This is a genomic window from Geodermatophilus sp. SYSU D00691 (assembly GCF_054050275.1).
The window spans coordinates 189,422-208,053 of record NZ_JBJGYZ010000005.1; the positions used below are offsets into that span (position 1 = coordinate 189,422).

19 protein-coding genes are annotated in these 18,632 nt (G+C 76.0%); 11 read left to right on the top strand and 8 right to left on the bottom strand.

Annotation, left to right across the window (positions count from 1 at the left end):
* Positions 1-239 precede the first annotated feature (239 nt).
* From ACI797_RS05715 to ACI797_RS05730, 4 genes are all read left to right on the top strand, one after another.
* A complete protein-coding gene (locus ACI797_RS05715; RefSeq protein WP_456857551.1) occupies positions 240-1,541 on the top strand; it encodes a wax ester/triacylglycerol synthase domain-containing protein in 1,302 nt (433 codons plus the stop codon).
* On the top strand, positions 1,514-1,732 hold the full coding sequence (locus ACI797_RS05720; protein WP_456857552.1) for a PLD nuclease N-terminal domain-containing protein: 219 nt from the start codon (positions 1,514-1,516) through the stop codon (positions 1,730-1,732). Before ACI797_RS05715 ends, ACI797_RS05720 begins: the two co-directional genes overlap by 28 nt.
* Before the next feature lie 87 nt (positions 1,733-1,819).
* Positions 1,820-2,977 (top strand): LLM class flavin-dependent oxidoreductase, encoded by a 1,158-nt coding sequence (locus tag ACI797_RS05725; RefSeq protein WP_456857553.1) that lies wholly within the window; start codon positions 1,820-1,822, stop codon positions 2,975-2,977.
* Positions 2,974-3,603, top strand: coding sequence for an FMN reductase (locus ACI797_RS05730; protein WP_456857554.1), 630 nt, complete (start codon positions 2,974-2,976; stop codon positions 3,601-3,603). The genes ACI797_RS05725 and ACI797_RS05730 overlap by 4 nt, the downstream gene beginning before the upstream one ends.
* A gap of 301 nt (positions 3,604-3,904) precedes the next feature.
* On the opposite strand, the gene ACI797_RS05735 is transcribed toward ACI797_RS05730, so the two are convergent.
* Positions 3,905-4,744 carry an alpha/beta fold hydrolase gene (locus tag ACI797_RS05735; protein WP_456857555.1) on the bottom strand — a complete coding sequence of 280 codons (840 nt, stop codon included), beginning with the start codon at positions 4,742-4,744 and terminating at the stop codon, positions 3,905-3,907.
* A gap of 47 nt (positions 4,745-4,791) precedes the next feature.
* On the opposite strand from ACI797_RS05735, the gene ACI797_RS05740 reads away from it, so the two are divergent.
* The gene (locus tag ACI797_RS05740; RefSeq protein ID WP_456857556.1) at positions 4,792-5,562 is read left to right on the top strand and encodes a TetR/AcrR family transcriptional regulator C-terminal domain-containing protein; all 771 of its coding nucleotides are present in this window, start codon (positions 4,792-4,794) and stop codon (positions 5,560-5,562) included.
* Here the strand turns inward: ACI797_RS05740 and ACI797_RS05745 are convergent.
* Positions 5,542-7,116, bottom strand: coding sequence for an FMN-binding glutamate synthase family protein (locus ACI797_RS05745; protein ID WP_456857557.1), 1,575 nt, complete (start codon positions 7,114-7,116; stop codon positions 5,542-5,544). The two genes, ACI797_RS05740 and ACI797_RS05745, sit on opposite strands and share 21 nt — an antisense overlap.
* Positions 7,117-7,136: 20 nt before the next feature.
* Positions 7,137-8,063, bottom strand: a complete 927-nt coding sequence (locus ACI797_RS05750) for a hypothetical protein (protein ID WP_456857558.1) — start codon at positions 8,061-8,063, stop codon at positions 7,137-7,139.
* Positions 8,064-8,147: 84 nt separating this feature from the next.
* Between ACI797_RS05750 and ACI797_RS05755 the strand changes: the two genes are divergently transcribed.
* Positions 8,148-9,116 carry a sulfotransferase family protein gene (locus ACI797_RS05755; RefSeq protein WP_456857559.1) on the top strand — a complete coding sequence of 323 codons (969 nt, stop codon included), beginning with the start codon at positions 8,148-8,150 and terminating at the stop codon, positions 9,114-9,116.
* Here the strand turns inward: ACI797_RS05755 and ACI797_RS05760 are convergent.
* Positions 9,107-10,441: an MFS transporter gene (locus tag ACI797_RS05760; RefSeq protein WP_456857560.1), complete on the bottom strand. Its 1,335-nt coding sequence runs from the start codon at positions 10,439-10,441 to the stop codon at positions 9,107-9,109. The genes ACI797_RS05755 and ACI797_RS05760 overlap by 10 nt on opposite strands.
* A 132-nt stretch (positions 10,442-10,573) precedes the next feature.
* Here ACI797_RS05760 and ACI797_RS05765 point away from each other — a divergent pair, with 132 nt between their 5' ends.
* Positions 10,574-11,212 (top strand): TetR/AcrR family transcriptional regulator, encoded by a 639-nt coding sequence (locus tag ACI797_RS05765; RefSeq protein ID WP_456857561.1) that lies wholly within the window; start codon positions 10,574-10,576, stop codon positions 11,210-11,212.
* Between the two features lies 1 nt (position 11,213).
* On the opposite strand, the gene ACI797_RS05770 is transcribed toward ACI797_RS05765, so the two are convergent.
* The gene (locus ACI797_RS05770; protein WP_456857562.1) at positions 11,214-12,593 is read right to left on the bottom strand and encodes an MFS transporter; all 1,380 of its coding nucleotides are present in this window, start codon (positions 12,591-12,593) and stop codon (positions 11,214-11,216) included.
* 137 nt (positions 12,594-12,730) lie between these two features.
* On the opposite strand from ACI797_RS05770, the gene ACI797_RS05775 reads away from it, so the two are divergent.
* Positions 12,731-13,129: a cupin domain-containing protein gene (locus ACI797_RS05775; RefSeq protein ID WP_456857563.1), complete on the top strand. Its 399-nt coding sequence runs from the start codon at positions 12,731-12,733 to the stop codon at positions 13,127-13,129.
* Positions 13,130-13,159: 30 nt separating this feature from the next.
* Entirely contained in the window at positions 13,160-15,994 is a 2,835-nt protein-coding gene (locus ACI797_RS05780; protein ID WP_456857564.1) for an FAD-binding and (Fe-S)-binding domain-containing protein, read from the top strand.
* Here the strand turns inward: ACI797_RS05780 and ACI797_RS05785 are convergent.
* Positions 15,960-16,370 (bottom strand): VOC family protein, encoded by a 411-nt coding sequence (locus ACI797_RS05785; protein WP_456857565.1) that lies wholly within the window; start codon positions 16,368-16,370, stop codon positions 15,960-15,962. The genes ACI797_RS05780 and ACI797_RS05785 overlap by 35 nt on opposite strands.
* A 49-nt stretch (positions 16,371-16,419) precedes the next feature.
* On the opposite strand from ACI797_RS05785, the gene ACI797_RS05790 reads away from it, so the two are divergent.
* Complete coding sequence (locus tag ACI797_RS05790; RefSeq protein WP_456857566.1) at positions 16,420-16,836, top strand: hypothetical protein; 417 nt, start codon at positions 16,420-16,422, stop codon at positions 16,834-16,836.
* Positions 16,837-16,871: 35 nt separating this feature from the next.
* Positions 16,872-17,333 carry a hypothetical protein gene (locus ACI797_RS05795; RefSeq protein WP_456857567.1) on the top strand — a complete coding sequence of 154 codons (462 nt, stop codon included), beginning with the start codon at positions 16,872-16,874 and terminating at the stop codon, positions 17,331-17,333.
* Positions 17,334-17,410: 77 nt separating this feature from the next.
* Here ACI797_RS05795 and ACI797_RS05800 read toward each other — a convergent pair whose 3' ends face one another.
* Positions 17,411-17,791 carry a DUF6204 family protein gene (locus ACI797_RS05800; RefSeq protein WP_456857568.1) on the bottom strand — a complete coding sequence of 127 codons (381 nt, stop codon included), beginning with the start codon at positions 17,789-17,791 and terminating at the stop codon, positions 17,411-17,413.
* Positions 17,792-17,836: 45 nt separating this feature from the next.
* Positions 17,837-18,457 carry an SGNH/GDSL hydrolase family protein gene (locus ACI797_RS05805; RefSeq protein ID WP_456857569.1) on the bottom strand — a complete coding sequence of 207 codons (621 nt, stop codon included), beginning with the start codon at positions 18,455-18,457 and terminating at the stop codon, positions 17,837-17,839.
* Between the last annotated feature and the right edge of the window lie 175 nt (positions 18,458-18,632).

The window sequence follows — 18,632 nt, forward strand, 5'->3', positions numbered from 1 at the left end:
CTCCTGGGGTCCGGCCCGTGATCTCGCAGCCGACAGTGGCAGACACGCCGGGTCACCCGCGCGACGTCCCGAGCGTGTCGGGACGCGTCCCGGCGTAGCTGCTCGCCCGGTGCCGGGCCTGTGACGCTGTGTGCTCGGGACGGGGCCACAGGGTCACGATCAGGTCACGAGGACCTTCGCTGCCGGCGGCAGGTCGGACGACCCTCTGACCGCGACGAGGGCTCGGGCACCGTCGGCGCATGGAGCCGCTGACCCCCGGCGAGCTCGTGAACCTCTGGGTCGACGAGCCGGTCGCGCCGTTCCAGATCGCGCTGCTCGCGTTCTTCTCGGCCGGCCCCTTCCGGGCCTCCGACGGCGGCGTCGACACCGTCGCGATCGCCGCCGAGCTGGCCCGGCGGGCGCACGCCCTCCCGGCACTGCGCCGGCGGATCACCCGGGCCGGGGGTCGCCCGTCGTGGCAGGAGGCACCGGACGACGACCCGGCCGACCACGTCACGCGCGACGCCCTGCCGCCCGGCAGCGACCCCCTGGACTGGGCGGCGGCCCGGCTCGTGCGCCCGCTGGACACGTCGCGACCCCTGTGGCGGGCCGACGTCGCCGCCCTGCCCGACGGCCGGTTCGCGGTGCTGATCGTGGTCCACCACGCGCTCGCCGACGGCCTCCGGGGGGTGGCCCTGGCCGCCGCGCTCCTCGAGCCGCAGGGCGCCCCGCCCCCGCCGGAGCACCCCGGGCCCGCACCCACGCCGTCCGTCGTACCGAACCGGGTCCGCCGGACGCGCCAGCTCCTCGCCGACCTGCGCACCGCCGCGCCCCGGACGTCGCTGTCCCGGCCGATCGGGCCGGGACGGCGGCTGGCCGTCGTCGCCCTGCCGCTGGACGAGCTGCGGGCGACGGCGCACGCGCTCGGCGCGACGGTCAACGACCTGCTGCTGACCGCCGTCACCGCCGGGCTGCGACGCCTGCTGCTCGCCCGGGGCGACCGCGTCGACGGACTGCGGCTGCAGGCTTCGGTGCCCGTCGGGGCCCGGTCGCCCGGTCAGCGCAACGGCATCCTGGTCGTCGGGCTGCCGGTCGGCGAGGCCGACGACCTCCGGCGGCTGGCCGCCGTGGTCGCCCGCACCCGCGTGCTGAAGCGCCGGCTCGCCTCCGGTGGTGGCCACGTCATGGACGTGCTCCGCCTACCGGTGCCGGTGGCCCGCCTCGCCGTCCGGTGGATGCGCCGGGTGGCCGGGCGGCGGGTCAACCTCTTCGTGACGAACGTGCCGGGGCCCGGGACGCCGCTGTCCCTGGCCGGTGCCCGCCTGGAGCGGGCGGTCCCCCTCGCCCCGCTGGTCCGCGGCGTGCCGCTCGGGATCGCGGCGCTGTCCTACGCGGGCACGCTCACCGTCTCGGTCGACGCGGACGCGGCCGTCGACGACGTCGGAGTCCTGGCCGAGGGGATGGCGGCGTGCATCGACGAGCTCACCGCGGCGGCGACCGCGCGCGTCCGGGAGCGACGAGCCGAGGAGGAGCCGTGGCCCGCGAGCGCTGGAGCGAACTGAGCGGACGGCAGCGAGCCGCCCTGCTGACCCTCGCGTCCGTGCAGCTGTCGCTGGCCGCGACGGCGTGGACCGATCTCGCCCGGCGGCCCGCCCGGCAGGTCAACGGGCCCAAGGCGGTGTGGGCCCTGGTCATCGCCGTCAACTTCGTCGGACCGGCGGCCTACTTCCTCTGGGGTCGCCGCCGCCGGTAGGTGCGGCAGACTCGGGAATGACCACGAGGCCGCCGCGGTTCTGGTGGGCGAAGGTAGTTGCGCTCTCAACTAGCAACGGAGACGGTCATGCAGTTCGGCATCTTCTCGGTCAGCGACATCACGACCGACCCGACCAACGGGCGCACCCCCACCGAGGCGGAGCGGATCAAGGCGGTCCTCACGATCGCGAAGAAGGCCGAGGAGGTCGGGCTCGACGTCTTCGCCCTGGGCGAGCACCACAACCCGCCGTTCTTCTCGTCCTCCCCCACCACGACGCTGGCGCACATCGCGGCGCAGACATCGACCCTGCAGCTGTCGACGGCCACGACGCTGATCACCACCAACGACCCGGTGAAGATCGCCGAGGACTACGCGATGCTGCAGCACCTGGCCGACGGCCGCGTCGACCTGATGATGGGCCGCGGCAACACCGGCCCGGTCTACCCGTGGTTCGGCCAGGACATCCGCAACGGCATCGAGCTCGCCGTCGAGAACTACGCCCTCCTGCGCCGGCTCTGGCGGGAGGACGTCGTCGACTGGTCGGGCAAGTACCGCACGCCGCTGCAGGGCTTCACCTCCACGCCGCGGCCGCTCGACGGCGTCCCGCCGTTCGTCTGGCACGGGTCGATCCGCAGCCCGCAGATCGCCGAGCAGGCGGCGTACTACGGCGACGGCTTCTTCCACAACCACATCTTCTGGCCGCCGGAGCACACCCAGCGGATGGTCGAGTTCTACCGCCGCCGCTTCGAGCACTACGGCCACGGCAGCCCCGACCAGGCCATCGTCGGGCTCGGCGGGCAGGTGTTCATGCGCAAGAACAGCCAGGACGCCGTCGACGAGTTCCGGCCCTACTTCGACAACGCGCCGGTCTACGGCCACGGCCCGTCGCTGGAGGACTTCAGCCGCGAGACCCCGCTGACCGTCGGCAGCCCGCAGCAGGTCATCGAGCGCACCCTCGGGTTCCGCGACTACGTCGGCGACTACCAGCGCCAACTGTTCCTCATCGACCACGCCGGCCTGCCGCTGAAGACGGTGCTCGAGCAGCTCGACATCCTCGGCGAGGAGGTCGTGCCCGTGCTGCGCAAGGAGTTCGCCGCGCTCAAGCCGGCGCACGTGCCCGACGCCCCGACGCACGCCTCGCTGGTGGCCGCGGCCGGCGGCGCCAAGGACGCCACCGTCTACGCCGCCGGCGACGACGTCACCGGCCAGGTGCGCGAGGAGGCCGAGGAGGTGGAGGTCCGATGACGACCCGCACGCTCGCCGTCGTCAGCGCCGGGCTCTCGGTCCCGTCGTCCACCCGGCTGCTGGCCGACCGGCTCACCACCGCCACGGTGGAGGCGCTGCGCGAGCGCGGCGTATCCGCCACGGTGGAGGTCGTCGAGCTGCGCGAGCACGCCCGGGACCTGGCCGACAACCTGGTGACCGGCTTCCCGAACGCCGCCCTGCGCTCGGCGGTGGAGACGGTGACCGGCGCCGACGGCCTGATCGCCGTCACGCCGATCTTCTCCGCCTCCTACAGCGGGCTGTTCAAGACGTTCTTCGACGTCCTGGACAAGGACGCGCTGATCTCGAAGCCGACGCTGCTGGGCGCCACCGCAGGCACCGCCCGCCACTCGCTGGCGCTGGAGTTCGCGATGCGCCCGCTGTTCGCCTACCTGCGCGCGGTGGTCGCGCCGACGGCGGTCTTCGCCGCGAGCGAGGACTGGGCCGGCGGCGACGGCGTCAGCCGCGCCCTGGGCGAGCGGGTCCGCCGCGCCGCGGGGGAGCTGGCCGACCTGATCGCCGGCCTGCCGACCGCACCCCCGGCCGACGCGCTCGAGGGCCCCTTCGGCGGCACCCCGTCGTTCGAGGAGCTGCTCCGCGGCAACTGACCGCGCGTCGGGAGGCCCGGCCGGGGTATGCAACCCCGGCGACAGCTCCCCGCAGCCCGACGGGGCGCCTGCAGGCGACCGAAGGAGCCGGCTCCGTGGAGTCCCGGATCGAGATCAGCTGGACGTGCACGCCCTGCCAGGTCGGCGGACAGGACGCACCGGGCAGCGGCGGCGCCCACCCCCGGTGCTGGAACTGCGGTGGACCCGTCGTCGTGACCGCCCCGCCCCCCGCGGCCAGCCTGCCCGTCCGGCCCCCCATCGGCTGGTCCTGACGCCGGACGAGGGGCCCGGGCGCGAACCGTCAGCCCCGCAGCACCTCGTCCAGCCACGGGCGCAGCACCGGGAGGACCGCGCCGGCCTGCATGGCGCCGGTGTGGTCCAGCCCGTCGAGCAGGCGGACGGTCCACCCGGCCGCCGTCAGCTCGGCGGCGCAGCCGGCCAGCCGCGGGCCCATTTCCACCCGCACCCCGCCCCAGCGCTGCTCGTAGTCGATGACGTCGGCGGTGCCGGCGAAGGCCAGCCGCGGGCAGCGCACCCGCGGCAGGGCCGCCCGGTCGTCGAAGCCCTGCAGCGCCTCGTAGAGCGTGCGGAACTGGCGGGTCTGCGGCTCGCTCAGCCCCACCTCTGCGGTCGACCAGTCCCCCGGCTCGGCGGCGGGCGCCAGCTCCGCCCGGGGCGCGGCGGCCAGCGCGTGGGTCGCCGCCGTCACCGCGAGCATCTCCGCGTACGGACCGCCGAGCGGCGGGAACCCACCCATCGCCAGGGCGGTCAGCCGGTCGGTGCGGACGGCGAGCTGCAGGCCGGCCAGGGCCAGCCACGAGTAGCCGTAGAGGGCGAAGCGGTCGGCACCCACCGCGTCGGCCACGGTCAGCAGGTCGGCCACCACCGCCTCCGGCGTCAGCGCGTCCGGCCGGGGGTGGGCCAGCACGTGGGCCTCGTAGCCGAAGGCGACGACCCGGTACCCGTCGGCCAGCCCCCGCAGCAGGCTGCGGCCGAGCTCGGGGTCGGTGCCCCACGCCCGCATCGCGTCGGCCTGCTCCCCCTCGGCCGGGCGGGGGTCCACCGGCAGCAGCACGACCGGCCCCCCGCCCTGCACCTCCACCTCGATCCCGGCTCCGCCGGGCAGCTCGAGCGTCTCCATGAGCTAAACTCTATACGCCATAAACGGTTTCAGCGGCGGGAGAGCACGTGGTCCGAGGTGGACAGGGCGACGCCGAGACGACGCTGCAGCTGCTGTGGCGGCGGCCGGGGCCGGGCGGGCGCCGCGGCCCCCGGCCGGCCCTGACCCTCGACGAGGTGGTCGCGGCCGGGATCGCCGCCGCCGACGCGACTGCGGGCGCCGATGTGAGCCTCCGGCAGGTCGGCGAGCGGCTCGGCGTCACCGCGATGGCGCTCTACACCTACGTGCCCGGCAAGGCCGAACTGCTCGACCTCATGCACGACGCGGTGCACGCGGAGGCCGAGCTGCCCGGCCCCGGCGGCGACTGGCGCGCCGCCGTCCGCACCTGGGCCGCGGAGCTGCTCGCCGTCCACGTCCGCCACCCGTGGACGCTGCAGATCTCCTTCGCGCGGCCGGTGCTGGGCCCGCACGAGCAGGCGGTCCTCGAGTCGCTGGTGCGGGTGCTGCGCGCCGGCGGTCTGCCGGCCGCGTCGGCCCGGCCCGCGGTGACCGCGCTCTACCACCTGGTCCGCGGCACCGCGGAGGCCGTGGCCGACGCCCGGCGGGCCGCCGCCGAGGGGCCGGACGAGCACCGGTGGTGGTCCGAGCGGGCGGCCGCGCTCGCCGCCGTGGTCCCCGACCACGCCGAGCGGTTCCCGGCCACGGCCTGGCTGGCCGCCGCCCCGGCCCCGGCCCGCCCCGACGACGGGACCTCCTGGCCGGAGGCCGCCGCCCGCCAGGCCCTCGACGCCGGGATCGACCTCCTCCTGGCCGGTCTCTCACCCCACGGCCGTGGGTGACGGCGGCGCGCTGCCCCCCTGCGACCCCTCCCCCGTCATCAGCCGCACGATCGCCGCGCGGTCCTCCGCCGACGGCAGCCCCCAGCCCGGCTCGTACTCGTACACCTCGCCCAGCGGCCGCGACGCCGTCCGCCCGGTGAGCACCTCCACCGCCGAGGTGTCGATCAGGCCCGGGTGCTCCACACCGCAGGCCTCGGCGACCTTGAGCAGGTCGCGGCGCAGCGTGGCGATGTAGGTGGCCGCGCGCACCGACTTCAGCGCCGGGTCCAGGCCGTGGGCCAGCCACGCGTTCTGCGTCGCGACGCCGGTCGGGCAGGTGTCGGTGTGGCACTTCTGCGCCTGGATGCAGCCGATGGCCAGCATGGCCTCGCGGGCGACGTTCACCAGGTCGCAGCCGAGTGCGAAGGCGACGATCGCGTTGTCCGGCAGCCCCAGCTTGCCGCCGCCGACGAACACCACCTGCTCGGCCAGCCCGGCCCGGGCGAAGACGGAGTAGACGCGGGCGAAGCCGAGCTGGAAGGGCAGCGACACCGAGTCGGTGAAGATCAGCGGCGCCGCCCCGGTGCCGCCCTCCCCGCCGTCGATCGTCACGAAGTCCACCCCGCGGCCGGTCGTCGCCATGAGCTCGGTGAGCTCGTGCCAGAAGGCCATGTCGCCGACCGCCGACTTGATGCCCACCGGCAGCCCGGTCTCGGCGGCCAGCAGCTCGACCCAGTCGAGCAGGCTGTCGGGGTCGGAGAACTCGGCGTGCCGGGACGGGCTGATGCAGTCCACGCCCTCGGGCACCCCGCGGGCCTCGGCGATCTCGGCCGACACCTTGGCCGCCGGCAGCACGCCGCCCAGCCCGGGCTTGGCCCCCTGGCTGAGCTTGACCTCGATCGCCCGCACCGGGGCACCGGCCACCAGGTCCTTGAGCCGGGCCAGGTCGAAGCGGCCGAGCTCGTCGCGGCAGCCGAAGTACGCCGTGCCGATCTGGTAGACCAGCTCGCCGCCGTGCCGGTGGTGCACCGAGATGCCGCCCTCGCCGGTGTTGTGCAGGCAGCCGGCCAGCGCGGCGCCGCGGTTGAGCGCCTCGACCGCGCGGCCGGACAGCGAGCCGAAGCTCATCGCGGAGACGTTGACGACCGACGCCGGCCGGAACGCCTGCGCCCGGCCGCGGGCGGCGCCGAGCACCTTCGCGCACGGCAGCCGGACCTCCGCGCCGGCGTGCACGCTCGTGGCCGGCACCGTCCGGCCGAACGTGCGGTGGTTGATCACGGGGTAGCCGGCGGTGTACTCGAGGTCGTTGTCGGTGCCGAACCCGAAGTAGTTGTTCTGCTTCTTCGCCGAGGCGTACACCCACCGCCGCTGGTCGCGGGTGAAGGGCCGCTCCTCGTTGTTGCCGGCGACCAGGTACTGGCGCAGCTCGGGCCCGATCGCCTCGATCAGGTACCGGGCGTGCCCGATCACCGGGAAGTTGCGCAGCAGCGTGTGCTCGCGCTGCACCAGGTCGCGGGCGGCGACGGCGCCCAGGGCGGAGAGGCCGGCTGCTGCGGCTCGTGTGACCCAGCTCATAGGCGCAGTGTGCGCCGTCCTCACGCGGGCAGCAGCACGGTCCGCAGGTCGTGCGCGCCGTCGGCGCGGGTGGCCTCGTAGAACCAGCGGGTGGAGCCGTCGGGCAGGCCGACGGCGTCGGCGTAGCGCAGTCCGCCGGGCGCGTGCGGGCTGGTCAGCAGCGGCCCGCCGGGGTCGGCGGCGAAGCGGCCGCCGTCGGCCCGCGCCAGCCCGGTGCGCTCCTCCCAGTTCTCCGCCGCGCTGGCCCGGCCGTCGTAGAGCGCCCAGGTGGCCGGGTCGTCCGCGCCGCCGGGCCCGAACTGCACGGCCGCGACGCGCACCCCGCGGGCGTCCCACGTGCCCGGCGTGCCGGCCAGCGCGGTGCCGCGGTGCGTCCACGTCCGCCCGTCGGGGCTGGTGGCGTGCTCGGTGGTCATCCGGTCGGTCGCGTCGGGGTCGTCGAGCGGGTGCACCGACGCCCACAGGTGCCACCGCCCGCCCGACCGGCGGACCACCGGGTCCTTCCACGCCTGGGTGTCGGTGCACGGCAGCACCGTCTCGGCGGCCGCGGCGCCGAGGCCCTCGACCGACGTCGCCTCCAGCAGGTCGACGCGCCAGCCCTTGGTCCCGGGCAGCGCGCAGCTGACGTAGAGCCGCCAGCGGCCCTCGGGCGTGCGCACCAGCGCCGGCCGCTCCAGCGACTCGGCGCCGAACCGCGCCGACGACAGGGTGGTCACCGGCTCGAAGTGCACCCCGTCGGACGACCGGGCGACGACGTTGCCGTACCCGCGCCCCTCGCCGATCGGCCGGCGCAGCCGGTAGGCCAGCCACCAGACGCCGTCGACCAGCAGCGCCGACGGCGCGCCCGCCCAGGCGCCGGGGCGCGGGTCGTCGGGCTCGGCGACCACGGCGGCGTCGTCCCAGAAGCGGTCGAGGTGCGCGAGCAGGGACGACGGACTGGTGGACAACGCGGACGACCCTCCCCCGTGGCGGAGCCCCACCCTAGCCGCCCGATTCCTCACCAATCCGGTGGTGTTGGTAGAAATAGGGCCATGGCGGAACGGTTGCCCCAGTTCTTCATCGCCGGCGCCCCCAAGGCGGGGACGACGGCGCTGCACGCCGCGCTGGCCACCCACCCCGACCTGTACCTCTCGCCGGTCAAGGAGCCGAAGTTCTACCTCACCGGCGGGCGCCCGCCCGAGCGCGCGCAGCAGCGCGGCCCCGGCGACGCGCACAGCGCCCGCGAGTGGATCTGGCGCCGCGAGCGCTACCTGGCGCTCTTCGCCGGGGCACCGGCCGACGCCGTCCGCGGGGAGAGCACGCCGTTCTACCTCTACGACCGCCGGGCGCACGCCCGGATCGCCGCCGACGTCCCCGACGCGCGGTTCGTGCTCGTCGTCCGCGACCCGGTCGACCGCGCCGTCTCGAACTGGGTGCACCTGCGGGCCGACGGCCTGGAGCCGGAGGCCGACGTCCTGGCCGCCGTCCGGGCCGAGGAGCGGCGCACCGCCGAGGGCTGGGCGCCGTTCTGGCACTACCGGGGGCTGGGCCGCTACGGCGAGCAGCTGCGCGACCTCTGCACCCGCTTCCCGCGCGAGCAGGTGCTGCTCCTGCGCTACCGCGAGCTGGTCGACACCCCGCAGCAGACCCTCGACCGGGTCGCCCGCTTCCTCGGGGTGGCCGAGGGCGTCGCGCACGCCGTCCCCCCGGAGAACGTGAAGCCCTACGTGGCCGACGGGATGCGCTACCGGCTGCTGGCCCGCGCGGCGCGGGCCGGGGCGGCGCTCGGCGCCCTGGCGCCGCCGCAGGTGTGGCGGCAGGCGAGCCGGCCGCTGCTCGCCGCGCTGCACGCCGGGCGGGCGCAGCGCCCGCCGCTGCCGGTGGAGGTCCGCCGGGAGGTGCTGGCCCCGCTGCTCGACGACATCGCGCTGCTCGAGGAGCTCACCGGCGAGTCGTTCGCCGACTGGCGCTCCGACACCGGGAGGGGCGACTTCCGCTCCCGGGCCACCGCTCAGCGGTAGGCCGAGCCCCCGCGCAGGCGGGCGCCGACGGCGACCCGCAGCGGCACGAGCACGATCCCGTCGCGCGCCATGCGGGCGCGCAGCTGCCGGCGGTGCCGCACCACGCCGGCCAGGCCGATCGCCCAGAACAGGTACTGCACGGCGAAGGCGGCGCGGAAGGCGTCGAGGTCGTAGCCCGTGGAGCCGCCGGGGGTGAGCAGGTCGAGCACCGCTCCGACGGCGAGGATGGTGAGCAGCGAGGCGACGAAGCCGCCGACGTTGACCACGCCGCTGGCGCTGCCCATGCGCTCGGCCGGGTTCTCGGTGCGGGCGTAGTCGAAGCCGATCATCGAGCCCGGCCCGTTGGTGCCGAGGACGACGACCAGCAGCACGAGCAGCCACAGCGGCGCCCGGCCCGGCCAGAGCAGGACGACGGTCCAGCTCGCCGCGGTCGCCATCAGGATCGTGAACACGAGGTTGGAGCGGCGCAGCGGCCAGTGCCCGCACAGCCGGCCCAGCAGCGGCCCGACGGCCATGCCGACCAGGACGAGCAGCGTCAGCAGGGCCGCCGCCGTCCCGGGGGCGAGGCCCTGGCCGAGGACCAGGAACGGGTAGCCCCACAGCAGCGCGAAGACCGTGCCGGAGAACTGGGTCACCAGGTGGGTGTAGAGCCCGATGCGGGTGCCCGGCTCGCGCCAGGTGTCGGCCAGGCTGCGGCGCACCTCGGCCAGGCCGGCCGGCGCCGGGCGGAGCGTGCCGGGCGGGGCGTCGCGCAGCGTGGCGAGCACGAGCGCGGCGGCGAGCACGCCGACCGCGGCGGCGCCGAGGAACGTGCTCTCCCAGGACACCGCGTGCAGCAGCGCCACCAGCGGGTAGGCCGCGGCGATCTGGCCGATCTGGCCGAGGATGCCGGTGAGCTGGGTGACCAGCGGCACCGTGCGGCCGGGGAACCACAGCCCGACGACGCGCAGCAGGCTGATGAACGTCATCGCGTCGCCGGCGCCGATGAGCACCCGGGCCACCACCGCCGTCGGCACGTCGGTGGCCACCGCCAGGACGAACTGGCCGGCGGCCATGGTCAGCCCGCCGGCGACGATGAGCGCCCGGGAGCCGAACCGGTCGAGGGCGACGCCCACCGGCACCTGCATGGCGGCGTAGACGGCCAGCTGCAGCACCAGGAACAGCGAGATCGCCGACGCGCCGGCGGAGAACCGCTCCTGCGCCTCGACGGCGGCGACGCCGAGGGAGCCGCGGTGGAACACGGCGACGGCGTAGGCGAACAGGCCGACCAGCCAGACGGCGTAGGCGCGGGCCGGGGCGCGGGTCGGGGCGGTCGCCGTGCTCACCCCATGGACGACGCCCGGGCACCCCCGCCGCCTTCCGGGCACGGACCGTGACCTTGCCCACGCTCCGCGCGATCCCGGCTGTTCACCCCGCGGAGAGGCCCCGTTCCGGTCGCGCCCGTTATCGTGCCGGAGGTGGGCGCTTCCGTCGCAGCAGCTCCCGTCGACGACCCGGCCGTGGACGACGGGCATCGACGCGGCCGGATCCTGCGCGCGCTCGCCGTCTGCATGGCCGAGAAGGGCTACGCCGCGACCACGATGTCCGACATCGCCCGCCTGGGGCAGGTGTCGAAGACGGTCGTCTACGCCCACTTCCGCGACAAGGAGCAGTGCCTGCTCGAGCTGTACCAGCGGGCGACCGACTCGGTGCTCGAGACGGTGCGGCGGGCCCTGGACGACGCCCGCGCGGCGCGGCTGCCGTGGCAGGAGCGGGTGCGCTCCGGCGTCGCCAGCTACCTCGCCGCGCTGGCGGCCGGGCCGGCCGTGGCGTGGGCCGCGCTGGTGGAGGTGCAGGCGGCGGGGCGGCCGGCGCTGGCGCTGCGCCGCGCGGTGGTCGACCGCTACGTCGACCTGCTCGACGAGGTGGCGCGCGAGCTCGGCGAGGCGCACCCCGACGAGGTCCGGCCGGTCGGCCGCGAGCTGGTGCTCGCCGCCGTCGGCGGGATCAACGAGCTCATGCTGGCGCGCGTCGAGCGCGGCGAGGCCGAGCGCCTGCCCGAGGACACCGACGTCGCGGCGGCCGTGCTGATCGGCCTGCTCGAGCGCCGCCGCTGAGTCAGGTTCGCGCGGGGCGCAGCAGCAGCACGGCCAGCGCCCCGGCCGCGCCGACCGCGGCCGCACCGAGGGCGGCGGCGTTCCAGCCCGCGGTGACGTCGGTGCCCGTGCCGACCACGAGGACGACGACGGTGACGCCGACCGCCGCGCCGACGTAGCGCGCGGTGTTGTTCGCGCCGCTGCCCATCCCGGCACGCGCCGGCGGCACGTGGGCGACGGCCTCCCGGCCGAGCGCCGCGTTGGCCGCGCCGTAGCCGACGCCGAGCACCACCAGGCCGGGCAGGAACCGCAGCGCCGACGCGCCCTCGCCGAGGACGGCGAGGCCGGCCAGCCCGGCGGCGGACAGCGCCAGGCCGCCGGCGAGCAGCACCCGCCCGTCCAGGCCCGGCACCAGCCGGACGGCGAGCGCGGTGGCCGTGGAGACCGCCGACCAGACGAGCACCAGCAGCGTGACGGCGAGCAGGCTCTCCCCCAGCCCGCGCTGCAGCACGCTGGGCAGGTAGGACATCACGCCCACGACGGCGGCGCCGGTGACCAGCGCCCCGGTGCTCGCCGCGACGAACCCCCGGACGCGGAACAGCGCCAGGTCGACCAGCGGCTCGCGGGTGCGCGCCTGCACCACCAGGAACCCGGCCAGCAGGACGGCGGCCACCCCCAGCACGACCGCGGCGGTGGCGCCGCCGCCCGGCGACCGGGTCTCGACCAGCCCGGCGAGCAGGCCGGCCAGCGCACCGACCAGGAGGACCGTGCCGGCGACGTCGACCCGCCGGTGCCGCCGCGCCGCCGGCGGCGGGAGGACGCGCAGCGCGACGCCGGCACCGAGCACCGCCAGCGCGGCGGCGACCAGGTGGGTCGTCCGCCAGGCGGTGCCGTGGTCGAGGACGACGGTGGCCAGGCCGCCCACCCCGGTGCCGGCGCCGACGGCGGCGCCCCAGACCGCGGCGGCCCGCGACCGGGCCGGACCGGCGGGGAAGGCCTGCGAGACCAGTCCCAGGGTCGCGGCCAGCACCGCCGCCCCGCCCACGCCCTGGACCAGCCGGCCGGCGACGAACAGGCCGGTGCTCCCGGCCAGGCCGGCGACCGCCGCCCCCACGCCGAGCAGCGCCAGCCCGGCGGCGAACACCCGCCGGTGGCCGAGGTCGTCGGCCGCCACCCCGGCGACGAGCAGGGCCGCCGCGAGCCCGACGCTCATGCCGCTGAGCAGCCAGGCCTGCCCGCCGGGTCCGGAGCCGAGCTCGGCCGCGGTGCGCACACCGGTCGCGAGCGGGGTGACGAACGCGGCGAGCACCAGCACCGTGCTCGCGGACACCACCGCGAGCGTGCGGCCCGGCGCACCGGGAGCGGCCTCGGACGGGGCGGGGAGGGCGTCGGCGCGCGGCACGGGAGGACGGTAGCGGGTGTCGGTACGGGAATCAAACCATCTGGTGGTCCCCCGCTCGGGGAGCAGGAGGACTAGCGGGCGCGATCGTGGGATAGGACTGCCGCGACCGAGCTCAGGGAGACGAGAGGAAAGCGCTGATGGCGAGCGTCATCCACTACACGATCGCGACCGAGGCCGAGAAGAGCGCGGACTTCCGCCGCGTGCTCTGGACCGGAGAGCACACCCAGCTGGTGATCATGACGATCCCGCCGGACGGGGAGATCGGCGAGGAGGTGCACGAGGTCGACCAGATCCTCACGTTCGTGAGCGGCACCGGGGAGGCCCGCGTCTCCGGCAGCACCAAGAAGGTCGCGCAGGGTGACCTGGTCGTCGTCCCGGCCGGGACGAGGCACAACTTCCTCAACACCGGCGAGAACCCGCTGATCCTCTACACGGTCTACGGCCCGCCGGAGCACGCCGACGGCGCGGTGCACAAGACCAAGGAGGAGGCCGACCGGCTGGAGGAGGAGGGCAAGGACGAGCCGCCCACCGAATAGCCGCGCGGGTCGCCTGCGAGACTCCTCCCCGTGGGGGACGACCGCGAACTGATCGATGCCCTGCGCCGGGCCGGGGTCGACGACGTCGACGGCTCCGACCTGGCGCGGGCGCTGTACTCCTCCGACGGCTCCCTCTACCGCGTGCTGCCGCGCGCGGTCGTCCGGCCGCGGCACCCCGACGAGGTCGTGGCCACGCTGGCGGTGTGCCGGGAGCTCGGCGTCCCGCTGACCGCGCGCGGCGCGGGCACCTCGATCGCGGGCAACGCCGTCGGGCCGGGCGTCGTCGTCGACACCAGCCGGCACCTGCACGGCATCCACCGGGTCGACGCCGACGCGAGGACGGCGGTGATCGACCCCGGGGTGGTGCACGCCGCGCTGCAGGCGGCGGCCAAGCCGCACGGGCTGCGCTTCGGCCCCGACCCGAGCACGCACAACCGCTGCACGGTCGGCGGGATGATCGGCAACAACGCCTGCGGCTCGCGCGCCCTGGGCTACGGGCGGACGTCGGACAACGTCGTCGCCCTCGACGTCGTCACCGGCGGCGGCGAGCGGCTGACCCTCGGCCCGGGCGCCACCGGCGGGGTGCTCGACCGGCTGCACGACCTGGTGGCCGGCGAGCTCGCGACGATCCGCACCGAGCTGGGCCGCTTCGGCCGGCAGGTCTCGGGCTACTCGCTGGAGCACCTGCTGCCCGAGCGCGGCGCCGACCCCGCGCGGGCGCTGGTGGGCAGCGAGGGCACCCTGGGCCTGGTGCTCGGCGCGACGGTGCGCCTGGTCGCCGACGCCCCGGTGCGCGGCCTCGTCGTCCTGGGCTACCCGACGATGGCCGACGCCGCGGACGCCACCCCCGGCCTGCTCCGCCACGGGCCGACGGCGGTGGAGGGGCTGGACGCGCGGATCGTGCAGCGGCTGCGCGACGTCCCCGCCGCGGTCGTGCCCGACCTGCCCCGCGGCGAGGGCTGGCTGGTCGTCGAGCTCACCGGCGACACGGTGGCGGAGGTCGAGGCGGCGGCGCGGCACGTGCTCGCCGACGCCGGGGCGCTGGACTCCCTGGTGGTCACCGACGTCGCGCACGCGGCGGCGATCTGGCGGATCCGGGAGGACGGCGCCGGGCTGGCCGCGCGCACCCCCGACGGCCGGCCCGCGCACGCCGGCTGGGAGGACGCCGCCGTCCCGGTGGAGTCGCTGGGCGGGTACCTGCGCGGCTTCGAGGAGCTGCTCGCCGGGCACGGGCTGCAGGGCGTGCCGTACGGGCACTTCGGCGACGGCTGCCTGCACGTGCGCATCGACTTCCCGTTCGGGCGCGAGCCCGACCGCGGCCGCCGGGCGTACCGCGCCTTCATCGAGGACGCCGCCCGGCTGGTGGCCGCGCACGGCGGCTCGATGTCGGGCGAGCACGGCGACGGGCGGGCGCGCAGCGAGCTGCTGCCGGTCATGTACTCCCCCGCCGCGATCGCGCTGTTCGAGCGGGTCAAGGGGCTGTTCGACCCCGACGACGTGCTCAACCCCGGGGTGCTGGTGCGCCCGGCGCCGTTCGACGAGGCGGTGCGGGTGACCGAGGCGCCCCGGCGGCGCACCGGGCTCGCCTTCGCCTACCCGCACGACGGCGGCGACTTCTCCTCGGCGGTGCACCGCTGCACCGGCGTCGGCAAGTGCCGGGCCGACCTGCAGGCGGCCGGCGGGGTGATGTGCCCGTCGTGGCCGGCCACCCGCGAGGAGAAGGACACCACCCGCGGGCGGGCGCGGGTGCTGCAGGAGATGCTGGCGCCCGGCGGGCCGGTGCGGGACTGGCGCTCGCCGGAGGTGCACGAGGCGCTGGACCTCTGCCTGTCGTGCAAGGGCTGCTCGCGGGACTGCCCGACCGGTGTGGACATGGCCACCTACAAGGCCGAGGTGCTGCACCAGTCCTACCGCCGGCGGCTGCGCCCGCGGTCGCACTACACGCTCGGGCAGCTGCCGCGGTGGGCCGACGTGGCCGCGCGGGTGCCCCGCCTGGCCAACGCGGTCATGGGCTCGAGACTCGGCGGCGCGCTGGCGAAGTGGTCGGCGGGGATGGACCAGCGCCGCGAGGTGCCGCCGTTCGCCCGGGAGACGTTCCGCGCCTGGTGGGCCGACCGCCCGGCCGCGTCCGGCGAGGGCCGCCCGGTGGCGCTGTGGGTGGACTCGTTCACCGACCACTTCGCCCCGTCGGTGGCGCAGGCCGCGGTGACCGTGCTGGAGGACGCCGGCTACCGGGTGCAGGTGCCGGGCGCCGACACCTGCTGCGGGCTGACCTGGATCACCACCGGCCAGCTCGACGCCGCCCGCCGGATCCTCGGCCCCACCGTGCGGGCGCTGGCGCCGCTGGCCGAGGCGGGCGTGCCGATCGTGGGCGTGGAGCCCTCGTGCACCGCGGTGCTCCGCGGCGAGGCGGTCGACCTGCTCGACGACCCGGCCGCGGCGGCGGTCAAGGCGGCGACGCGGACGCTCGCCGAGCTGCTCGCCGACACCCCGGGCTGGACGCCGCCGTCCCTGACCGGGCTGGAGGTCGTCGCCCAGCCGCACTGCCACCACGCCGCCGTTCTCGGCTGGGCGGCCGACGAGCGGCTGCTGCGCGCGGCCGGCGCGACGGTCACGCGGCTGGGCGGGTGCTGCGGGCTGGCCGGCAACTGGGGCGTGGAGCGCGGCCACCACGACGTGTCGGTGGCGATCGCGGAGCAGCAGCTGCTGCCTGCCGTCCGGGACCTCTCCCCCGACGCCGTCGTGCTGGCCGACGGGTTCTCCTGCCGCACCCAGCTCGACCAGCTGGCTGGCCGCCGGGGGCTGCACCTGGCCGAGCTGCTGGCCGGGGTCAGCCCGGCGGATCGAGCTCCTGGAAGACGGTGATGTGCAGCCCGGCCGGGGCGTCCAGCCGCGCGTTCAGCGAGCGCCAGGGCGTCTCGGTCGGCGGCGCGACGACGTCGGCGCCGGCGCCGGCCAGCTCGCCGGTCACCTGCGCGGAGTCGTCGACCTCGAAGGCGACGCGCATCCGGGGCGCGACCTGGCGGCCGACCTCGACGTCGTCGATGTAGCGCTTCTGGGCGGGGTTGGCCAGCTCGAGGGTCGCCCGCCCGGCGTCGAGGATCGTCACGTGCGCGCCGCCGTCGGCCGCGAACGCGTTCTCCTCCGGCATGCCGAGGACGTCGCGGTAGAAGCGGACGGCCTGCTCGTAGTCCTCGGCCTCGACGACCAGCCGCAGCTGGCGCACCCTTCCCTCGGTCACGGGTCCGGAGTCTGGACCACGCCGGTGCCGCGGATCTACCGTTGGCGACGTGCCCGAGTGGCTCACCATCGAGGTGCTCGACGCCGAGGCGTTCCCGGCGTCGATGTGGCAGCACGCCCACGGCAACGACCTGGTCGAGGCCGCGGTGACCAACGGCGCCCTGTACTGGGAGTGGCACGAGACCCGGTGGGGCGTCGTCCTGGAGCTGGTCTTCCCCGACGACGAGCGGCTCGAGCGCTACCGCGCCCTGCCCGCCGTCCAGGCCTCGCTGGACGCCGTCCCCGACCGGGTGGACGGCCTGCTGGTCTACCGCGGGCGCGGTGGCGGCGCCGGGGCGTCGGTCCCCCGCCGCCCGCGGCCGAAGCCGGTCGCCGGCTCGGCGGAGTGGCCGCGCGACGACGACATCCGCTTCCTCTCGGCCGAGCGCGGCCGCACCGACCTGCCCGAGGACCTCAGCTCGACCTGAGATCGGCGTGGCCGATGCCCCCGGAGCGGCACTCGATGGTCAGCGCCCACGACGCGAGAGCGGAGCTGCTCGCCGAGTACTACAAGCTGATCGACATCGTGCAGGCCTACGACCCGTACTTCGTCACCATCAAGTCGTGGAGCGCGACGCTGGGATCCCTGGCCCTGGGTGCAGCGCTGACGATGAGACCTGCCTTCGGGGCCGCAGTGCTCGGCGTCGGCGCGCTGCTGTCCTGCTCGTTCTGGATCGTCGAAGCGCATTTCAAGATCCTCCAGCTGAATCACGTCGCTCGGTGCACCGAACTCGAACAGCTCCTCGAACGAGGCGGCACGACGCGGTCGCCGCGGATCCTGCAGAGCTTCGCCGAGGCCGGGTCGCTCCACCTGCTCCGCAGGCAGTGGCGCCGGGTCCTGCGATGGCCGCACGTCGCCTTCCCCCACGCGCTCTTCATCGCGATCTCGCTGGTCGGCGTCCCCGTCGTGCTGCTGACCTCGTGACGCGGTGAGATGCGCCTGAGGGGCGCTTCCACGGCCTGGTCCCAGCACCGAGGCGCATCTCGACGCGGGGCGTGCCCTCAGCGGCGCCGGATCTTCACGTCGTCCACGCAGGTGACGGTCGACCGCAGGTTGCGGTAGCCGAGCCTGGCGGCGTCGAGGTGCTCGATCGCGGCGAGCTCCCCGGCGGTGTGCGCCTCGTCCTCCTCGGCCGGCCCGGCGGGTACCCGCACGAGGACGCGGTGGGAGAACGTGGCCAGCCGCTCGTCGTAGGTGAGGGTGCCCGCCTCGTTGAACCGGGCGAGAACAGGTCGTGCTCGGCGGCCTCGGCGAACACCGCCGTCCAGAACTCCTCGCGCAGCTTGGTCGTGGAACACCGGGTAGCCGACCGGCCTCTCCAGCGCGCGGGCGGTGGTCAGCTTGCCCGACGCGGGCGGGCCGTGCAGGAAGACGAGGTCCACCCGGCGGACGCCAGGTGCGGGCCCCCGCTGCGGACCAGCGGGTTCTCAGGCGGCGGCGTCGCGCCGGGCCCGGGCGGCGGCGACCACGTGCGGGGCCAGCGCCCCGGCGATGAGGGCGTAGCCGGCCGACGAGGGGTGGAAGCGGTCGGCCGAGAACAAGCCCGGATCGGCCGAGAAGGCGGGCCCGACCTGCGGGCCGACGTCGGCGAACGCGACCCCGGCGGCCCGGGCGACCTGCTCCTGGTGCCGCTGCAGCACCGAGCACGCCGCCTGCACGACGGGCCGGAAGGCCGGCGGCACGAAGGGGACCATGGACATGTCCGGCGCCGGGACGACGACCACGTCGGTGCCCGCCGCCTGCAACCCGGCGACCGCCGTGGCCAGGGAGCCGGCGGCGTCGGCCGGCGGGACGAAGCGGGCCAGGTCGTTGGCGCCGATCACCACGACGGCCAAATCGATGCCCAGCGGCGCCGCGCGGCGGACCTGGGCGGCCAGGTCGGCCGAGACCGAGCGGGGGACGGCGAGGACGTGCAGGTCGACGGCGAAGCCCTCGGCGATCAGCGCCGCGGCCAGCCGCGGGCCGAGCCGCTCGTCGGGGTGCCGGGCGCCCTGCCCGTACCCGATGGAGTCACCGAGGACGGCGAGCCGGAGCGGAGTGCGTGCCACGCCTTCCCATTACCCCAGAAAATTCCCGACGGTGCCGGGCCAGACCCGTGCGAGCTGCGGCAGGCGCACGGCGACGCCGCCGTCCGGGACCTGGTCGCGCGGCCCACCCCGCTGATCGAGTTCGTGCTCCGGACGACGCTGCAGGACTACGACCTCGACACCGTCGAGGGCCGGG

Coding starts and splice junctions, on each gene's coding strand:
- ACI797_RS05730 (WP_456857554.1), top strand. CDS start 2,974: ATGACGACCCGCACGCTCGCCGTCGTCAGCGCCGGGCTCTCGGTCCCG.
- ACI797_RS05775 (WP_456857563.1), top strand. CDS start 12,731: ATGGCGAGCGTCATCCACTACACGATCGCGACCGAGGCCGAGAAGAGC.
- ACI797_RS05795 (WP_456857567.1), top strand. CDS start 16,872: ATGGTCAGCGCCCACGACGCGAGAGCGGAGCTGCTCGCCGAGTACTAC.
- ACI797_RS05755 (WP_456857559.1), top strand. CDS start 8,148: ATGGCGGAACGGTTGCCCCAGTTCTTCATCGCCGGCGCCCCCAAGGCG.
- ACI797_RS05735 (WP_456857555.1), bottom strand. CDS start 4,744: ATGGAGACGCTCGAGCTGCCCGGCGGAGCCGGGATCGAGGTGGAGGTG.
- ACI797_RS05715 (WP_456857551.1), top strand. CDS start 240: ATGGAGCCGCTGACCCCCGGCGAGCTCGTGAACCTCTGGGTCGACGAG.
- ACI797_RS05745 (WP_456857557.1), bottom strand. CDS start 7,116: ATGAGCTGGGTCACACGAGCCGCAGCAGCCGGCCTCTCCGCCCTGGGC.
- ACI797_RS05725 (WP_456857553.1), top strand. CDS start 1,820: ATGCAGTTCGGCATCTTCTCGGTCAGCGACATCACGACCGACCCGACC.